The 18,137-nt window shown below is 74.3% G+C and carries 15 protein-coding genes and 1 tRNA gene; 14 read left to right on the forward strand and 2 right to left on the reverse strand.

Features of this window, described 5'->3' with window-relative positions; all coding sequences use genetic code 11:
* Positions 1–144: 144 nt before the first annotated feature.
* The 3 genes from AC6CH6_RS02335 (at position 145) to AC6CH6_RS02345 (ending at position 2,426) form a co-directional block, all read left to right on the forward strand.
* Positions 145–1,083, forward strand: coding sequence for an ABC transporter permease (locus AC6CH6_RS02335; RefSeq protein WP_031283500.1), 939 nt, complete (start codon positions 145–147; stop codon positions 1,081–1,083).
* 3 nt (positions 1,084–1,086) lie between these two features.
* The gene (locus AC6CH6_RS02340) at positions 1,087–1,914 is read left to right on the forward strand and encodes an ABC transporter ATP-binding protein (RefSeq protein WP_017834405.1); all 828 of its coding nucleotides are present in this window, start codon (positions 1,087–1,089) and stop codon (positions 1,912–1,914) included.
* Positions 1,915–2,054: 140 nt separating this feature from the next.
* Positions 2,055–2,426, forward strand: a complete 372-nt coding sequence (locus tag AC6CH6_RS02345) for a hypothetical protein (protein ID WP_498253888.1) — start codon at positions 2,055–2,057, stop codon at positions 2,424–2,426.
* A 129-nt stretch (positions 2,427–2,555) separates the two neighbouring features.
* Here the strand turns inward: AC6CH6_RS02345 and AC6CH6_RS02350 are convergent.
* Positions 2,556–2,631 (reverse strand) — tRNA-Arg (locus AC6CH6_RS02350).
* Between the two features lie 105 nt (positions 2,632–2,736).
* Here AC6CH6_RS02350 and argS point away from each other — a divergent pair.
* The 9 genes from argS (at position 2,737) to AC6CH6_RS02395 (ending at position 15,047) form a co-directional block, all read left to right on the forward strand.
* Positions 2,737–4,407, forward strand: a complete 1,671-nt coding sequence (gene argS, locus AC6CH6_RS02355; protein ID WP_498253889.1) for an arginine--tRNA ligase — start codon at positions 2,737–2,739, stop codon at positions 4,405–4,407.
* A 4-nt stretch (positions 4,408–4,411) separates the two neighbouring features.
* Positions 4,412–5,860 (forward strand): diaminopimelate decarboxylase, encoded by a 1,449-nt coding sequence (gene lysA / locus AC6CH6_RS02360; RefSeq protein ID WP_498253890.1) that lies wholly within the window; start codon positions 4,412–4,414, stop codon positions 5,858–5,860.
* Positions 5,861–7,183, forward strand: coding sequence for a homoserine dehydrogenase (locus AC6CH6_RS02365; RefSeq protein WP_498253891.1), 1,323 nt, complete (start codon positions 5,861–5,863; stop codon positions 7,181–7,183).
* Positions 7,184–7,307: 124 nt separating this feature from the next.
* Positions 7,308–8,417 carry a threonine synthase gene (gene thrC, locus AC6CH6_RS02370; protein ID WP_498253892.1) on the forward strand — a complete coding sequence of 370 codons (1,110 nt, stop codon included), beginning with the start codon at positions 7,308–7,310 and terminating at the stop codon, positions 8,415–8,417.
* 6 nt (positions 8,418–8,423) lie between these two features.
* A complete protein-coding gene (gene thrB / locus AC6CH6_RS02375; protein ID WP_498253893.1) occupies positions 8,424–9,374 on the forward strand; it encodes a homoserine kinase in 951 nt (316 codons plus the stop codon).
* A 325-nt stretch (positions 9,375–9,699) separates the two neighbouring features.
* The gene (gene rho, locus AC6CH6_RS02380; RefSeq protein ID WP_498253894.1) at positions 9,700–11,922 is read left to right on the forward strand and encodes a transcription termination factor Rho; all 2,223 of its coding nucleotides are present in this window, start codon (positions 9,700–9,702) and stop codon (positions 11,920–11,922) included.
* Positions 11,923–12,030: 108 nt separating this feature from the next.
* Positions 12,031–13,113, forward strand: coding sequence for a peptide chain release factor 1 (gene prfA, locus AC6CH6_RS02385; RefSeq protein WP_498253895.1), 1,083 nt, complete (start codon positions 12,031–12,033; stop codon positions 13,111–13,113).
* A gap of 12 nt (positions 13,114–13,125) precedes the next feature.
* Complete coding sequence (gene prmC / locus AC6CH6_RS02390) at positions 13,126–14,025, forward strand: peptide chain release factor N(5)-glutamine methyltransferase (RefSeq protein WP_133410907.1); 900 nt, start codon at positions 13,126–13,128, stop codon at positions 14,023–14,025.
* On the forward strand, positions 14,013–15,047 hold the full coding sequence (locus AC6CH6_RS02395) for an L-threonylcarbamoyladenylate synthase (protein WP_498253896.1): 1,035 nt from the start codon (positions 14,013–14,015) through the stop codon (positions 15,045–15,047). The genes prmC and AC6CH6_RS02395 overlap by 13 nt, the downstream gene beginning before the upstream one ends.
* Before the next feature lie 49 nt (positions 15,048–15,096).
* On the opposite strand, the gene AC6CH6_RS02400 is transcribed toward AC6CH6_RS02395, so the two are convergent.
* The gene (locus AC6CH6_RS02400; protein ID WP_498253897.1) at positions 15,097–16,068 is read right to left on the reverse strand and encodes an NAD-dependent epimerase/dehydratase family protein; all 972 of its coding nucleotides are present in this window, start codon (positions 16,066–16,068) and stop codon (positions 15,097–15,099) included.
* A gap of 238 nt (positions 16,069–16,306) precedes the next feature.
* On the opposite strand from AC6CH6_RS02400, the gene AC6CH6_RS02405 reads away from it, so the two are divergent.
* Together AC6CH6_RS02405 and AC6CH6_RS02410 are read left to right on the forward strand one after the other, a co-directional pair.
* Entirely contained in the window at positions 16,307–17,224 is a 918-nt protein-coding gene (locus AC6CH6_RS02405) for a glycosyltransferase (RefSeq protein WP_095651708.1), read from the forward strand.
* A gap of 4 nt (positions 17,225–17,228) precedes the next feature.
* Positions 17,229–18,068, forward strand: a complete 840-nt coding sequence (locus AC6CH6_RS02410) for a glycosyltransferase (protein ID WP_498253898.1) — start codon at positions 17,229–17,231, stop codon at positions 18,066–18,068.
* Positions 18,069–18,137: the final 69 nt, after the last annotated feature.

The following is an 18,137-nucleotide window of genomic DNA, read 5'->3' on the forward strand; positions in this document are numbered from 1 at the left end:
CGGCCGGGGCGGCGCCGGCGTCCGGAGACCCCGGACGCCGGCCCGCCCGGCCCCCGCCCCCGCGGCACCCCTCCGACGGAGGACGCGCCCGCCCGATCGGCGGACGGCCCCCGTCTCCCACCAACCAGAACGGATCCAGCAGAAGTGATAGCCGGTATCGAACTCGGACTGCTCTACGCGGTCATGGCGCTGGGCGTCTACCTCACGTTCCGGGTGCTCGACTTCCCCGACCTGACGGTCGACCAGTCCTTCACCACGGGCGCCGCCACCACGGCGATGATCATCCTCGGCGGCGGCAGCCCCTGGCTCGCCACCGCCGCCGGTTTCCTGACCGGTGCGCTCGCCGGGCTCATCACGGGCCTGCTCCACACCAAGGCCCACATCAACGGGCTGCTCGCGGGCATCCTCACCATGACCGCGCTCTACTCCATCAACCTGCGCGTCATGGACGGGCGCGCGAACCTGTCGCTGCTGCGCGAGGACACGGTCTTCACCCCGCTCGCCGAGATGGGCGTGCAGGGGACGTGGATCGGCATCGCCCTGTTCCTGCTCGGGGTGGCCGTGGTCAAGGTCCTCCTCGACTGGTTCCTCTACACGGACGCCGGCCTCGCCATGCAGGCCACCGGCGACAACCCGGAGATGATCCGCTCCTTCGGCGTGAACACGGACCACCAGAAGATGCTGGGCCTGTGCCTGTCCAACGGGCTCGTGGGCCTCGCCGGGTCCCTCGTGGCCCAGTACCAGGGCTTCGCCGACATCGGCATGGGCATCGGCCTGATCGTCGTCGGCCTCGCCTCCGTGATCCTCGGCCAGGGTCTCTTCGGCTCGCGCACGGTGGTGATGGCGACCCTCGCCGTCGTCCTCGGCTCGGTCGTCTACCGTCTGGTCATCACCGTGGCCCTGCAGGCGGGCCTCAACCCGTCCGACATGAAGCTGATCTCCGCGGTCCTCGTGGTGGCGGCGCTCGTGGTGCCCCAGCTGCAGTTCTTCCGGCGCCGCAGGGAGCGGCACCTGGCGAGCGAGGCGGCGCGGCTCGTCGACGACCTCACCGACACCCCCGCGACCACGAAGGCAGGTGCCTGAGCCGTGCTCACCATCGACAACGTCCACAAGACGTTCTTCGCCGGGACCGTCAACGAGCGGCGCGCCCTCGCCGGCGTCTCGCTGACCCTGGCAGAGGGCGACTTCCTCACCGTCATCGGCTCCAACGGCGCCGGCAAGTCGACGATCCTCAACGCCATCTCGGGGAGCCTGATCCCGGACACCGGCACCGTGCGGGTCGACGACACCGACGTCACCCGGCTGCCCGAGCACAAGCGCGCCCGGTACCTGTCCCGCGTGTTCCAGGACCCCATGAAGGGCTCCTCGCCCACCATGACGGTCGAGCAGAACATGGCGATCGCGTACCAGCGGGGCAAGTCCCGCGGGCTCGCCCCGGGGCTCACGAGCGCCCGCCGCCAGCTCTTCCGCGACAAGCTGGCCAGCCTCGAGCTGGGCCTGGAGAACCGGCTGGGCGCCAAGGTGGGCCTGCTCTCCGGCGGCCAGCGGCAGGCGCTGTCCCTGCTCATGGCGACGTTCTCCGAGCCGCGCATCCTGCTCCTCGACGAGCACACGGCGGCCCTCGACCCGCAGCGCGCGGACCTCGTCTCCCGGCTCACCGCGGACATCGTGGCCGAGCAGCACCTCACCACGGTGATGGTCACGCACAACATGGACCAGGCCCTGCGCCTGGGCAACCGGCTCATCATGATGCACGAGGGCCGGATCCTCTTCGAGCTCGACGCCGCCCAGAAGCAGTCGATGACGGTGCCCGGACTGCTCGAGCAGTTCCGCCGGCTGCAGCCGGGGGCGGGGCAGGAGGCGTTCGACGACGCTACGCTGTTCGAGAGCGTCAAGACCGAGGACGGTTCCTGACCGGACGGCATCGGCCGCCGGTCCACGACCGGCGCGGACGAGGACGGGGCGGGCCGGGCACGGCCCGCCCCGTCGCGCGTCGCCGGGCGGTCCGCCCGGCAGAGCCCAGCAGCACGTCCAGCAGCCAGGAGAGCAGCCCCGTGAGCCAGACCCCCGACCCGCACCACGCCCGCCGACGCACCGGGGGGTGGCTGCTGGCCGTGGGCGTGGTGGCCCTGTTCGTCTCCACGTTCACCGTGCCCGAGGCCATCCACCACCTCGCGCGGGTCTCGGCGGAGGACGGGACGGGCCTGAGCGGGCGCGCGGTGGTGGTCGTCGTGGTGGGCGCCGTGACCCTGCTCGGCGGAGGGGCCCTGGCGATCGCCGGTTTCAACTGGCGCCGCTCGGCGGGGGAGGGCCCCAGCGCCGAGGACCGGCTGCTCGACGAGCAGTTCGGCGACGGACCCGTGCGCCCCTACGACCCGGACGAGTTCCGCGGCCCGGGGCGCCGGGACCCCGGCGCCCGCGACTGACGAGCCCGCGACTGACGAGCCCGCGGCGCCCGGCTCCCGCCGGCGCCCGGCCCTCCGGGGCTGCGCGCCGTCCCGGCCCCGGGCACGACGAAGGCCCCGGACCGAGTGGTCCGGGGCCTTCGTCCCGAGTGGTGCCCGCGGTAGGATTCGAACCTACGGCCTTCTGCTCCGGAGGCAGACGCTCTATCCCCTGAGCTACGCGGGCCTTTCACCGCCGCAGCGATGAACCTCGACGATACTAGCAGGTTTCGCGGGGTGCTCGTGGACCACCCGGCGCGGGCGCTCCACGGCGCCCGGTTACACTGGTCCGGTGACTCCAGAACAACTTTCTCTCGCCGTATCCGCATGCCTGCAGGACGCCGTGGCCCGGGGCGACCTCGCCCTCGCCGACGGCGCTCCGCTGCCGGAGGTGCGGATCGAGCGACCGAAGAACCGGGAGCACGGGGACTGGGCGACCAACGTCGCCATGCAGCTGGCCAAGAAGGTGGGGCGCGCCCCGCGCGACGTCGCCGCCGTGGTCCGGGACCGCCTCCAGGGCACCGCGGGCGTGGCCGCCGTGGACGTCGCCGGGCCGGGCTTCCTCAACATCACCCTGGACGCCGCCGCCGCCGGGGAGATCGCCCGCACCGTCGTGGAGCAGGGCGAGGCCTTCGGCCGGGCACGGTCGCTGGCCGGGACGTCCGTCAACCTGGAGTTCGTCTCCGCGAACCCCACCGGCCCGGTCCACCTGGGCGGCACCCGCTGGGCCGCGGTCGGCGACTCCCTCGCCCGCGTGCTCGAGGCGCAGGGCGCGGACGTGGTGCGCGAGTACTACTTCAACGACGCCGGCGCGCAGATCGACCGCTTCGCCCGCTCCCTGCTGGCCCGCGCCCAGGGCGAGCCCGCCCCCGAGGACGGCTACGGCGGGGAGTACATCACCGACATCGCCGCGCGCATCGTCGCCGAGAACCCCGGCGTCCTCGACTCCGGGGACCCCCAGGAGGCGTTCCGCGCCGCGGGCGTCGAGCTGATGTTCGCCGAGATCAAGTCCTCGCTGCACGACTTCGGCGTGGACTTCGACGTGTACTTCCACGAGCAGTCCCTGTTCGACCAGGGCGCCGTGGAGAAGCTCCTCGAGCAGCTCAAGACCTCCGGCGCCCTCTACTTCGCGGACGGCGCCTGGTGGCTGCGCTCGAGCGCCTACGGCGACGACAAGGACCGGGTGGTCATCAAGTCCGACGGCCAGGCCGCCTACATCGCCGGGGACATCGCCTACTTCAAGGACAAGCGGGACCGCGGCGCGGACCTGTGCATCTACATGCTCGGCGCCGACCACCACGGCTACGTGGCCCGGCTCAAGGCCGCCGCCGCGGCCCTGGGCGACGCCCCGGACCGGGTCGAGGTCCTCATCGGCCAGATGGTCAACCTCGTCAAGGACGGGGTGCCCGTGCGGATGTCCAAGCGCGCCGGCAACGTGGTGACCATGGAGGACCTCGTGGAGGCCGTCGGCGTCGACGCCGCCCGGTACTCGCTGACCCGTTTCTCCGTCGACTCCAACATCGACATCGACCTGGGCCTGCTGACCCGGCGCTCCAACGAGAACCCGGTGTTCTACGTCCAGTACGCCCACGCCCGCACGTGCGCGGTGGGGCGCAACGCCGAGGCGGCGGGGGTCGCCCGCACGGACGAGCGGGGGAAGGCCGTGTTCGACGCCTCGCTGCTCGACCACCCGATGGAGGGGGAGTTGCTGGCCGCCCTCGGCCAGTACCCGTCGGTGCTCGCCCAGGCCGCCGAGTTCCGCGAGCCGCACCGCGTGGCGCGCCACCTCGAGGTGCTCGCCGGGACCTACCACCGCTGGTACGACGCCTGCCGCGTGGCGCCGCAGGGCGAGGACGAGGTCACCGACCTGCACCGCACCCGCCTGTGGCTCAACGACGCCGCACGCCAAGTCCTGGCCAACGGCCTGGGCGTGCTCGGCGTGTCCGCGCCGGAGAGGATGTGATCGCATGACCGCCGACCCGACCACCCGCACCGGGGGCTCCCCCCTGGCGCCGGCCTGGCTCAGCGTCCCCGAGGACCTCGACGCCCTCGACCCCGTCATCTGGCCCGAGGCGTTCCGCCGCGGCGAGGACGGCGTGCTGGGCGTCTCGGGGATCCCCGTCCCGGAGCTCGCCGAGCGCTACGGCACTCCCTCCTACGTCTACTCCGAGGACACCTTCCGGGCGCGCGCCCGCGAGTTCCGCACTGCCTTCACCGAGGCGTTCGCGCGGATCGGGGCCGAGGTCTCCGTCTACTACGCCGGCAAGTCCTTCCTGACCACCGAGGTGGTGCGCTGGCTGCGCGAGGAGGGCCTCAACGTGGACACCGCCTCGGGCGGGGAGCTGGCCGTCGCCCTGCGCGGCGGCATGGAGCCCGCCCGGATCGCCCTGCACGGCAACAACAAGTCCGCCGCCGAGATCACCCGCGCCCTCGACCACGGCCTCGGCCGGATCGTCGTGGACTCCCTCGCCGAGATCGAGCTCGTGGCCCACCTGGCGCGCACCCTCGGCGTCGTCGCCCCCGTGCTGATCCGGGTCACCCCCGGCGTGCACGCGTCCACGCACGAGTTCATCGCCACCGCCCACGAGGACCAGAAGTTCGGCCTGTCCCTCGCCCCGCCCGAGGGCGGCGGGGACAGCCCCGCGATGCAGGCCGTCGCCGCGTGCGTCCTGGAGCCCGAGCTCGACCTGCGCGGGATCCACTGCCACATCGGCTCCCAGATCTTCGACGCCGACGGCTTCGGGATGGCCGCGGAGCGGGTGCTCGCCTTCATGGCCGCCGCCGACGAGCGCTTCGGCCTGACCCTCCCGGAGCTCGACCTCGGCGGCGGCTACGGCATCGCCTACACCGAGGCCGACACCCCCCGCCCGGCCCGCGAGATCGCCGAGGCCCTCGCGGACCAGGTGGCCACCACGGCCCGGTCCCTGCGGATGGCGGTCCCGCACCTGTCCATCGAGCCCGGCCGCGCGATCTCCGGGCCGGCCGCGTGCACCCTCTACACCGTGGGCACCCTGAAGACCGTCACCGCGGAGTCCGGCGCGCAGCGCCGGTACGTCTCCGTGGACGGCGGGATGAGCGACAACGCCAGGCCCGTGCTCTACGGGGCCGACTACACGGCCGTGCTCGCGAACCGCCGCGCCGAGGGGGCCCCCGTGCTCTCCCGGGTGGTGGGCAAGCACTGCGAGTCCGGGGACATCGTGGTCCGGGACGTCTACCTGCCCGAGGACCTCGCCCCCGGGGACGTCCTGGCCGTGCCCGCCACCGGCGCCTACTGCTGGGCCCTGTCCAGCAACTACAACTGGATCGCCCGCCCGCCGGTCGTCGCCGTGCGCGCCGCCGGCGACCGGCCGGAGGCCCGGCTCATCGTGCGGGGCGAGACCGAAGAAGACCTGTTCGCCCGCGACCTGGGAGCCTGATTGACCGCCTCGACCCCTGAGACCACCCGCCCGCCCTCGACCGTGAAGGTCGCCCTGCTCGGTGCCGGCAACGTCGGCGCCGAGGTGGCCCGGACCCTGCTCGACCACGGCCCCGAGTTCGCCGCCCGCGTGGGCGCGCCCGTGGAGCTCATCGGCATCGCCGTGCGCGACCTCGCCGGCCGGCGGACCGTGGAGCTGCCCGAGGAGCTGCTCACGACCGACGCCGAGGCCCTCGTCGACGCCGCGGACGTGGTCATCGAGCTGACCGGCGGCATCGAGCCGGCCCGCAGCCGCATCCTGCGGGCCCTGCACGCCGGCAAGCCGGTGATCTCGGGCAACAAGGCCCTCATCGCCCGGCACGGCCGCCAGCTCCAGGACGCGGCCGACGCCGCCGGCGTGCCCCTGTCCTACGAGGCCGCCGTGGCCGGGGCGATCCCCATCGTGCGCCCCATGCAGGACTCCCTCGCGGGGGACCGGGTGGACCGCGTGCTGGGCATCATGAACGGCACCACGAACTACATCCTCGACCAGATGGACACCACCGGCGCGCAGTTCGACGACGCGCTCGCCGAGGCGCAGAAGCTCGGCTACGCCGAGGCGGACCCCACCGCCGACGTGGAGGGCCACGACGCCGCGGCGAAGGCCGCGATCCTCGCGTCCCTGGCCTTCCACTCGACCTTCACCATCGACGACGTGTACTGCCGCGGCATCACCGGGGTCACCGCCGCGGACGTCGCCGCCGCCCGCGAGGCCGGCTACGTCATCAAGCTCCTCGCGGTGTGCGAGCGCTGCCCGGGCGGGGTGAACCTGCGGGTCACCCCGACCATGATCCCGAGGGAGCACCCGCTGGCCGGCGTGCACGGCGCCTACAACGCCGTGTTCGTCGAGGCCGCGAACGCCGGGTCCCTGATGTTCTACGGCGCGGGCGCCGGCGGCGCCGCCACGGCCTCGGCCGTGCTGGGCGACTTCGTCTCGGCCGCGCGCCGGCTCGTGCTCGGCGGCCCGGCCCAGGGCGCGGACCCCCACGCCCAGCTCGCTGCCGCGCCGATGGACGACGTCCGCACGAGCTTCTCGATCACCCTGACGGTCCAGGACCGGCTCGGCGTCCTGGCGCGGATCGCCCAGGTCTTCGCCGACCACGGCGTGTCGATCTTCACGATGCAGCAGACGGACCACCCGCACGGCGACCCGCAGCTGTCGGAGATCCGGCTCGTGACCCACCGGGGCGCGAACAAGGACCTCGTGGCCACGGTGGACGCCCTGCGCGAGCTGCCCTTCGTCGAGGAGGTCGCCGGCGTGATCCGTGTGGAGCACGCCGACTGATCCGCCCCGCGGTGCCGCCTGTGGGCGGCACCGCACCCGGAGGGGTGCCGCCGCACGCGCCCCCCGCGAGCACCCCGCACGAGCACCCCCCGCACCACCGAGTCCACAGGAAGAGATCCAGCACATGGCACACGTCTGGCAGGGCGTCATCAACGAGTACCGGGACCGGCTGCCGGTCTCCGGCTCCACCGAGGTCATCACGATGGGGGAGGGCGGTACGCCGCTGATCCGGGCGCGCGCCCTCTCGGAGCTCACCGGCAACACCGTCTGGCTGAAGTTCGAGGGCATGAACCCGACCGGCTCGTTCAAGGACCGGGGCATGACCATGGCGATCACGAAGGCCAAGGAGGAGGGCGCCGAGGCCGTCGTGTGCGCCTCGACCGGCAACACCTCCGCCTCCGCCGCGGCCTACGCCAAGCAGGCCGGGCTCACGTGCGCGGTGCTCGTGCCGGAGGGGCGGATCGCCATGGGCAAGCTCTCGCAGGCCGTGGCGCACGGCGCGGACATCATCCAGGTGGACGGCAACTTCGACAACTGCCTCGAGGTGGCCCGCAAGCTCTCCGAGTCCTACCCCGTGTTCCTCGTCAACTCCGTGAACCCGTACCGGATCGAGGGCCAGAAGACCGGGGCGTTCGAGGTGGTCGACACCCTCGGCGACGCCCCGGACCTGCACATCCTGCCGGTCGGCAACGCCGGCAACATCACCGCGTACTGGAAGGGCTACCAGGAGTACGCCCGGCCCTACGTCTCCGCGACGGCGGGGGAGCTGCCGGCCGTCTCGACGAAGCTGCCCGTGATGTGGGGCTTCCAGGCCGAGGGCGCGGCCCCGCTGGTCCTCGGCCACCCCGTCACGGAGCCCGAGACCATCGCGACCGCCATCCGGATCGGCAACCCCGCGTCCTGGGACTCGGCGATCGCCGCCCGCGACGAGTCCGGCGGACTCATCGGCTCCGTCTCGGACGACGAGATCCTGACCGCCCACCGGTGGCTCTCGGCCAAGGAGGGCGTGTTCGTCGAGCCGGGCTCCGCCGCGGGCGTGGCCGGCCTGCTCCAGAAGCACGCCGCGGGGGAGGCCCCCACGGGGCAGACGGTGGTCATCACCGTGACCGGCCACGGTCTCAAGGACCCGCAGTGGGCGATCAAGGCCGCCGAGCGGGAGGACCCCTCGCTGGTCGAGCCCACGCGCGTGCCCTTCGACGTGGTCGCCGTCGCCGCCGCGCTGGGCCTGGAGTAGTCCCGGATGTTCGAGATCGGCCAGCGGGTGGCGGTGAGCGTCCCCGGCTCCACCGGCAACGTGGGCCCGGGCTACGACAGCCTGGGCCTTGCCCTGGGCCACTACGACGACCTCGCCGTCACCGTGACCGGCGGCGGCCTGGAGTTCGAGCTGCACGGGGAGGGCTCCGCGTCCGTGCCCCGGTCCGCGGAGCACCTGGTGGTCCGCGCCATGCGGGCCGCCTTCCGGGCCGCGGGCGTCGAGGAGCTGCCGGGGCTGCGGCTCGAGGCGACCAACCGGATCCCGCACGGCCGCGGGATGGGCTCGAGCGCCTCGGCCGTGGTGGCCGGCGTGCTCGCGGCGAACGCGCTGCTGCCCGCGGAGCGCGCCCTCGACGACCGGCGCCTGCTCCAGGTCGCCGCCGCGATGGAGGGCCATCCGGACAACGTGGCCCCGTCCCTCTTCGGGGGGCTCGTGATCTCGTGGACCGACGCGGACGGCTACCGCAGCGCCCCCGTGACCGTCCACGAGGACGTCGTGCCGGTGGTGGCGATCCCCGACTTCGAGGTCCCCACCCGCCTCGCCCGCTCCCTGCTGCCCGCGACCGTCCCGCACCACGACGCCGCGGTCAACGCCGGCCGGACGGCCCTGCTCGTCGAGGCCCTCACGCGGCGCCCCGAGCTGCTGCTGCCCGCCACCGAGGACCGGCTGCACCAGCCGTACCGGGCCTCGGCCATGCCCCCCAGCGCCCGGCTGATGGCCGCGCTGCGGGCCCGCGGGCTGCCGGCCATGATCTCCGGGGCCGGGCCGACCGTCCTGGTCCTCGCCGGGGACCGGGACCAGGCGCAGGAGACGGAGCGGGCCCTCGCGGAGCTCGTCGCCCCCGGGACCGATTCCGTCTCCTGGCGTGTCCTCCGTCTGCGCGTCGACGGTCAGGGTGCTAAGCTGGAGAGGCACCCGCAGCAGATCCAGGGGTAGGAGACCGCGCCCGGCGCGGCGAGGACAGCGGGCATCATGAGGGGCAGCGCCCCGGTCGGATGCCCCGGGGTCCTCGACTCCACCGCCTCAGATCCTCCGGTGATCCCCCGCCGGCACCGGCTTCTTCGATGCCGTCGGCGCCCCGGCCCGCACCGACACGGACCGGAGCGCACCATGATCTCCGGGTGACACCTTGTTCGCCCAGGCTGCCGCGCCCTGAAGTGCGCCCCGCCGCAGGCGGCCCGCGATCGCGGCCCGCCGGGAACCATCCACGGTCCTGGACTCTGAGATCCATGGGCCCCCCACCGAGGGAGAAGGACACTTCGTGACCGAGACCACCGACCTTTCCACGGGTACGGAAGAGACCACCACCAGCGACCCCCGGAACGCGGGACTGTCCGCGCTCAAGCTGGCCCAGCTGCAGGCGCTCGCCTCCCAGCTCGGGATCACCGGCGCCCGCCGGATGCGCAAGAGCCTGCTGGTCGACGCGATCGCCGCCCACCAGCGCGGCGGCGCCGTCGCCGACCGGGACCAGGCCGTCGAGCAGAAGATCGCGCAGACGGTCGAGAAGACCGCCGACGGCGGCGCCGACCAGGGCACCGCCCCGGCCGCCGCCACGACCGGCGAGGACGCCTCCGCCGCGCAGGGCGCCGACGGCGGCCAGCCGCAGCGGCGCTCGCGCTCCCGCCGCGCCACGAGCACCGGTGTGGTGTCCGTCCCCGCGCAGCAGGGCTCCGAGCAGCAGGACGCCGCCCAGCAGACCGCGGCGCAGGGCTCCACCGAGCAGCAGCCGGCCGACCAGCCCGCTCCCGCCGAGGACGCCTCCGGCGCCGAGGGCGAGGGCGGCCGCAACCGCAACCGCAGCCGCCGCAACCGCAACCGCGACGACAACGGCCAGGGCAACGGCGGCCAGGACTCCGGGCAGGAGACCGACGAGGCGCGCTCCTCGGCCGACGGCCGTGACGACGACCAGTCGAAGCAGGACCGGAGCCGCAACCAGAACCGCGGCCAGGACAACCGGGGCCAGGACAACCGCCAGGACAAGGGTGGCCAGGACCGGGGCGACGGCCGCGGCCGGCGCGACGGCCGGTCCGAGGGCGGGAAGTCCCAGGACGGCAAGGGCCAGGACAACCGCCAGGACAAGGGCGGCCAGGACAACCGGCAGGACAAGGGCGGCCAGGACAAGGGCGGTCAGGACAACCGGGGTCAGGACAACCGCCAGGACGACGGCGGCAGCCGCCGCAGCCGCCGCAACCGCAACCGCAACGACCGCGACCGGGACCGCAGCGACCGCAACGAACGCAACGACCGCGCCGAGCGCAACGAGCGGCGCAACCGCCGCGGGCGCAGCACCGGCCCCGAGGTCGACGACACGGAGTTCACCGAGGACGACGTCCTGCTGCCCGTCGCCGGCATCCTGGACGTGCTCGACAACTACGCGTTCGTGCGCACCTCCGGCTACCTCCCCGGCCCGAACGACGTCTACGTCAGCCTCGCCCAGGTCAAGAAGCACAACCTGCGTAAGGGCGACGCCGTGGTCGGCGCCATCCGCGCCCCCCGCGACGGCGAGCAGCAGAACGCCACGCGGCAGAAGTTCAACGCGCTGGTCCAGCTCACCACGGTCAACGGCAAGAAGACCGAGGAGAACAAGGACCGCGTGGACTTCGGGAAGCTGATCCCGCTGTACCCGCAGGAGCGCCTGCGCCTCGAGACGGAGCCCAAGAAGATCGGGCCCCGCGTCGTCGACCTCGTCGCCCCCATCGGCAAGGGCCAGCGCGGGCTGATCGTCTCCCCGCCGAAGGCCGGCAAGACGCTGATGCTGCAGGCGATCGCCAACGCGATCACCACGAACAACCCCGAGGTCCACCTCATGATGGTGCTCGTCGACGAGCGCCCCGAGGAGGTCACGGACATGCAGCGCACGGTCAAGGGCGAGGTCATCGCCTCGACCTTCGACCGCCCGGCGGACGACCACACCACGGTCGCCGAGCTCGCGATCGAGCGCGCCAAGCGGCTCGTGGAGATGGGCATGGACGTGGTGGTCCTCCTGGACTCCATGACCCGCCTGGGCCGTGCCTACAACCTCTCGGCCCCCGCCTCCGGCCGCATCCTCTCCGGCGGCGTGGACTCCGCGGCGCTGTACCCGCCGAAGAAGTTCTTCGGGGCGGCCCGCAACATCGAGAACGGCGGCTCGCTCACGATCCTCGCGACCGCCCTCGTGGAGACCGGGTCCAAGATGGACGAGGTCATCTTCGAGGAGTTCAAGGGCACCGGCAACATGGAGCTGCGCCTGTCCCGCTCGCTCGCGGACAAGCGGATCTACCCGGCCGTGGACGTCAACTCCTCGGGCACCCGCCGCGAGGAGAACCTCCTCTCCCCGGACGAGATCAAGATCATGTGGAAGCTGCGCCGCGTCCTCTCCGGGCTCGACCAGCAGCAGGCCCTCGAGCTGCTCACGAACAAGCTGCGGGACACCCAGTCCAACACCGAGTTCCTGCTCCAGGTGCAGAAGACCACGCTGTCGGCCCGCGCCGAGAGCGACCGCTAGCACGCCCCCGCCGCCGCGGCCCCGACCGGTTCGACCGGACGGGGCCGCGGCGGCGTCGTCGTGCCCACCACCGCCGGACCCTCTCCGCCGCCTCCGAAGGAGCGCCCCATGCCGGATCCCATCCAGTCCCTGCTCGACGAGCACGCCGAGCTGCAGCGCCAGCTCGCCGACCCCGCTGTGCACGCGGAGCAGGGCAGGGCGCGCAAGCTCGGGCGCCGCTACGCCGAGCTCAACGGCATCGTGGAGGCCCATCACCGGGTGCACCGCCTCGAGGAGGACCTGGGGGCGGCGCGCGAGCTCGCCGCCGAGGAGCCCGAGTTCGCCGAGGAGATCCCGGCCCTCGAGGAGCAGCTCACGGCGGCCCGCGAGAAGCTGCGCCGGCTGCTCGTCCCGCGCGACCCCGACGACGGGCGCAACGTGATCCTCGAGGTCAAGGCGGGGGAGGGCGGCGACGAGTCCGCGCTCTTCGCCGGGGACCTGCTGCGCATGTACCTCAAGTACGCGGAGACCCGTGGCTGGAAGACCGAGTTCATCTCGACCAACGACTCCGACCTGGGCGGCTACAAGGACGTGCAGGTCGCGATCAAGTCGAACGCCACGGACCCCGCCGAGGGCGTGTGGGCGCGGCTGAAGTACGAGGGCGGGGTGCACCGCGTCCAGCGCGTGCCCGTCACCGAGTCGCAGGGCCGGATCCACACCTCCGCCGCGGCGGTGCTCGTCTTCCCGGAGGTCGACGAGCCCGAGGAGGTCGAGATCAGCCAGAACGACCTGAAGATCGACGTCTACCGCTCCTCGGGGCCCGGCGGCCAGTCCGTGAACACCACCGACTCCGCGGTCCGCATCACCCACCTGCCCACCGGCATCGTGGTGGCGATGCAGAACGAGAAGTCGCAGCTGCAGAACCGCGAGGCCGCGATGCGGGTGCTGCGCGCCCGCATCCTGGCCCACCAGCAGGAGCAGATCGACGCGGACAACGCCGCGCAGCGCCGCTCCCAGGTCCGGACCATGGACCGGTCCGAGCGGATCCGCACCTACAACTTCCCCGAGAACCGGATCAACGACCACCGCACCGGGTACAAGGCGTACAACCTCGACCACGTCATGGCGGGGGACCTCGAGCCGGTCGTGCGCTCGGCCATCGAGATGGACGAGCAGGCCCAGCTCGAGGCCATCGGCCAGCAGGACGGCTGAGCGGGGCCCGGGATGACGAGGTCACTGGGCCAGGCGGTGCGCTGGGCGGAGCAGGTGCTCGCCGAGGCGGGGATCGACTCCGCGCGCACCGACGCGCTGCTGCTCGCCGGCCACCTCACCGGGCTGTCCCGGGGGGAGGTCGAGGCGAGAGCCATCATCGGCGGGGACGAGCCCGCGGGGTACGCGGAGCTCGTGGCCGAGCGCGCCCGCCGGATCCCGCTGCAGCACCTCACGGGCGTCGCCCACTTCCGCTACCTGACGCTGGCGGTCGGGCCCGGGGTGTTCGTGCCCCGGCCCGAGACGGAGACCGTGGTGCAGGCGGTGGTCGACGAGCTGCGCGCGCAGCTGGCCGCGGGCGTGCACCGCCCGCACGTGGTGGACCTGGGCACGGGCTCCGGAGCGATCGCCGCCTCGGTGGCCCACGAGGTGCCGCAGGCCCGCGTGCACGCCGTGGAGCTGTCCGGGACCGCCCACGCCTGGGCGGCCGAGAACCTGCGCGGGACGCGCGCGGAGCTCGTCCGGGGCGACCTGCGCACCGCGTTCCCGGAGCTCGAGGGCCGCTGCGACGTGGTGGTCTCCAATCCGCCGTACATCCCTGCGGACGCGGTCCCGCGCGAGCCGGAGGCCCGGGAGCACGACCCGGACCTCGCCCTGTACGGGGGCGGGGAGGACGGGCTCGACCTCCCGCGGGCGGCCCTGGCCTCGGCCCTGCGGCTGCTGCGCCCCGGGGGGTTCTTCGTCATGGAGCACGCCGAGGTGCAGGCCGGTGCCGTGGCGCACGCCTTCCGGGCCGCGGGCCTCGAGGACGTCGCGGGCCACCAGGACCTGACGGGCCGGGACCGGGCCACGGCCGGCCGGACGCCCCTTCAGGGCCGCGCCCGCACGACCGGAATGGGAGAATGGACGCCGTGAACTCCACCGTCTACGACTGCAGCAACATCGCCCAGCGCACCGCCGGGCTCAAGCACGCCGCGCGCGCCCTCGCGGCCGACGCGTGCGTGGTCCTGCCCACCGACACCGTCTACGGGATCGGGGCCAACGCGTTCTCCGCCCGGGGCGTCGCGACCCTGCTCGCCGCCAAGGGCCGGTCCCGGGCCATGCCCCCGCCCGTGCTCATCGCCCACGCCGGGGTGCTCGACGGCCTGGCCGACGAGGTCTCCGACGACGCCCGCGCGCTGGCCCGGGCCTTCTGGCCCGGCGGCCTGACCCTGATCTTCCACTCCCACCCCTCGCTGGGCTGGGACCTGGGGGAGACCCACGGGACCGTGGCCCTGCGGGTGCCCGACGACGAGCTCGCCCAGGCGCTGCTCATCGAGAGCGGCCCGCTGGCCGTGTCCTCGGCCAACCGCACCGGCCACCCGGCCGCGTCGACGGCCGGGGCCGCGGTGGACATGCTCGGGGACTCCGTGGAGCTCTACCTGGACGGCGGCCCGCGGCCCGTCGGCGGACCGGCCGACCGGGACCCGGTCCCCTCCACGATCGTGGACTGCACGGGGGAGACCCCGCTGCTGGTGCGCCACGGCACCGTGAGCCTCGCCCGGCTGCGCTCGGTGGCGCCCTCGGTGGTGCCGGCGGACGGCGACGAGGAGCTCGACAGCGCCCCCGCGGAGCCCGGCGCCGACCGCCCGGCGGCCTCGGGATCGCACGCCGTGAGCGAGCCCGATCCGGAGGCCGTGCCGGCGGCGGCGGGGCCCGCCGACCCGGAGGGCGCGGCCGCACCCGCGGACCGGCAGCCCCCGGTGCCGGGGCCGGCGCGGGCCGCGACGGCGCAGGGCCTGGCCGCCGCGCTCGTGGCGCGCTCCGCGGCGGGCGCGCGCCCGGCCGTGGACCAGGACCGCACGCGCGTCCAGCGGCCCGGTGCGCCGGGGCAGCCGCGGCCGCTGCCGGTCGAGGAGGCCGCCCGGCTCGTGGCGCGGGGCAGCGGCGAGGCCTGAGCGCCGTCCCGGGAGCGGCCCGGCGCCGCCCCGAGCAGCTCTGCGGGGCTCAGCCCCGGCCGGCGGCCAGGTGCGCCTGGCGCAGGACCTCGCTGATCCGCGGCTCGGGGACCGCGTCGTGCTCCTCCGCCCAGCCGCGCACCTGGCGCTGACCGAACCAGGTGACCTCGAGCCGGCGGAACACGCCGTGCCACCGGTGCCCGGCCAGGGCCGAGACCGCGAACCCGGCGTCCACGACGAGCCGGCACAGCAGCACGGGGAGGTGGCGCGGCTCCCGGCGGCCCGCGTCCCGCAGGATGGAGCCGGTCGTGGCGCCCTCCCAGGGCTGCAGCACGACCGGCGGCAGCGCCTCCCGGTGGCGCCCGACCCGGGAGACGAACTCGGCCAGGGCGTGCACGGACGTCACCGGGGTGGGCGCGCCGCCGTCGCCGGCCACCGAGCTCAGCGGTGAGGACGCGAAGCGGGCCAGCCGCGCGGTGGTGCGCCGGCCGGAGCCCTGCACCGAGGTCGCGCGCAGCACCGTGATCGCGGGCGCCCCGTCCTCGCCCGTCCAGTCGCGGCGCAGCTTCAGGAGCGCGCTCTCGCCGAGGGCCTTGGAGAAGGAGTAGGGGGAGAACGGCCGGACCGCGGGCGTCTCGTCGAGGACGTCGACGTCGCCCTGGACGGCCGCGGAGCTGACGTGCACGATCCGGCGCACGCTCGTGCGGCGCGCCGCGAGCGCCACGAGCACCGGCAGCAGCGCGTTCGCCCCCACGAGGGACTCCTCGTGCGTCTGGTCCGGGGCCGCCAGGCCCGCCGCGTTGACGACCACGTGGGCACCGGCGAAGGACTCGGCGAGGTAGTCGATGACGGACTCGAGCCGGCCGGCCTGCTGGAGCAGGTGGTGGACCGTGCGCGCCCCGGACCCCAGCCGCGGCGCGGAGACCGGGACCACCGTCTGGCCGTCCGCCTGCAGCCGGGCCACGGTCGCGGAACCCACGAACCCCGTCGCTCCCAGGACTGCCCACGTCGTCGATGTCACGGTGCTTCCTCTCTGCCGGTCGCTTCCGGTCGCCGTCGTCCGGGCCCGGATTCCTGCGCTCATCGTACAGACCGGCCCACCGCCGGGGCGGGGCGACGCGGCCCGCCGGCCCGGCCGTCCGGGCGCCGCTTGCTAGACTCGGCACGTTCCGGCGCCTGCCCGCGGCACCGTGCCGGACCCCGCACCCGTTCCCGCACTGCCCGTCACCGCACAGCCCGTCACCCCCTGGAGGAGCCGCATGCCGTCCGACCCCACGCCCACCCCCACGGTGGCGGTGGCCTGCGTGACCCAGGACCGGCACGAGGACGTCCTCGCGCTCGTCGCCGCGCTGCGGGAGCAGACGGTGCCCGTCGCCTCCCTGTGCCTCGTCGACGCGGGGCGCGAGGCGCTGCCGCGGGAGGTGCTCGAGGAGGCGATCGGCGGCCGGTTCGCGCTCGAGCTCGTGCGCTCCCTCGCCAACCTGGGCGGGGCCGGCGGGTTCTCCCTCGCGATCCTGACCGCGCTCGCCACCGGTGCGGACCGGGTGTGGCTCATGGACGACGACGCCCACCCGGAGGGCCCCGACTGCCTCGAGATCCTCCTGCAGGAGGCCGCGCGGCGGGAGCTGTCGGTCGTCTCCCCGCTCGTCGTGGCACCCCAGGACCACGGCGCGCTGGCCTTCTCCTACCGCCTCGAGGGGCGGATGACCCACTCCCGGGCTGACCTGGAGCCGCTCGGCTTCCTGCCCGGCTACGCCACCTTCTTCAACGGCGCCCTGATGGCCGAGCACGTCTTCTTCACGGTCGGGCTCCCGGACCTCAAGCTCTTCCTGCGCGGCGACGAGGTCGACTTCCTGGTGCGGCTGCGCCGCTCCGGGCTGCCCTTCGGCACCACCACCCGCACCGCCGTGGCACACCCGCCGGGCTGGGACGAGGAGCACGTCGTGGTCCCCGGCCGGCTCAAGGTCGTGGTGCCCGGGACGGAGTTCAAGCGCGAGCACTTCTTCCGCAACCGGGGCTGGACCACGTGGCGGTACAAGCGGGTCGTCCAGCTCGGGGCCGACCTCGTCGGCTACCCCCTCTTCTACCTGCGCCGGCGGGACGTGCGCGGGCTCGCGTCCTGGGCGAGCCGCTACGCCGGCGGGATGCGCGGCCGCGGCTTCGGCGGGCCGCGGTGACCCCGTGAGCCCGCACCCCGCTCTCGAGTTCTCCGTGCTCATGCCCGTCTACCGCGCCGACACCGCGGAGCGGGTGCGCCGGGCGGCCGAGTCGGCCACCGTCGAGCAGCGGCGCCGGCCCGCCGAGCTCGTCGTCGTGCGGGACGGCCCCGTCCCCGCGGCGCTGGAGGCCGAGCTGGACCGCCTGGTGCGCGAGCTCCCCGTGCCGGTGGTGCGGGTCGACCTGGAGCGCAACGAGGGCCTCACCGCGGCGCTCAACGCCGGCCTGGACCGGTGCCGGCACGACGTGGTGGCCCGCGCCGACGCCGACGACGTCTCCTACCCCGGCCGCTTCGCGGTGCAGCTGCCCGTGATCGAGGCCGGGGCCGACCTGGTGGGCTCGTCGATGCACGAGATCGGCGACGACGAGCGGACCCCGGTCGCCCTGCGCCGCGCCCCGGTGGGGGAGCGGGACATCCTCTCCGTCTCCCGTCGCCGCAACCCCGTGAGCCACCCGACGGTGGTGTTCCGGCGCTCGGCGGTGCGGGCAGCCGGCGGCTACGAGCACGTGCCCCTGGCCGAGGACTACTGGCTGTGGGTGCGGATGCTGCGCGCGGGCGCCGACGTGCGCAACGTGGCCGAGCCGCTGGTCGGCTACCGGGTCTCGGCGGGCTCCTACGAGCGGCGCGGCGGGTGGCGCGTGCTCCGCGCGGAGCTCGCCCTCCAGGCCCGCCTGCGCGGGATCGGCCACGTCGGGTTCCTACAATGGGTGCGCAACGTGGTGGTGCGCGGCGGCTACCGGTTCGTCCCCACCCGGCTCCGGGAGCTGGCCTACCGGGCCATGGTCGGCGCACCCCGCCGCTGACCGTCCCGCACCGGCACCCTCCCCGCCCGGCCCCCCGGCTCCGGCACCGACCACGAAAGGAACTTTTGC

The organism is Kocuria sp. GQ42, assembly GCF_059758435.1.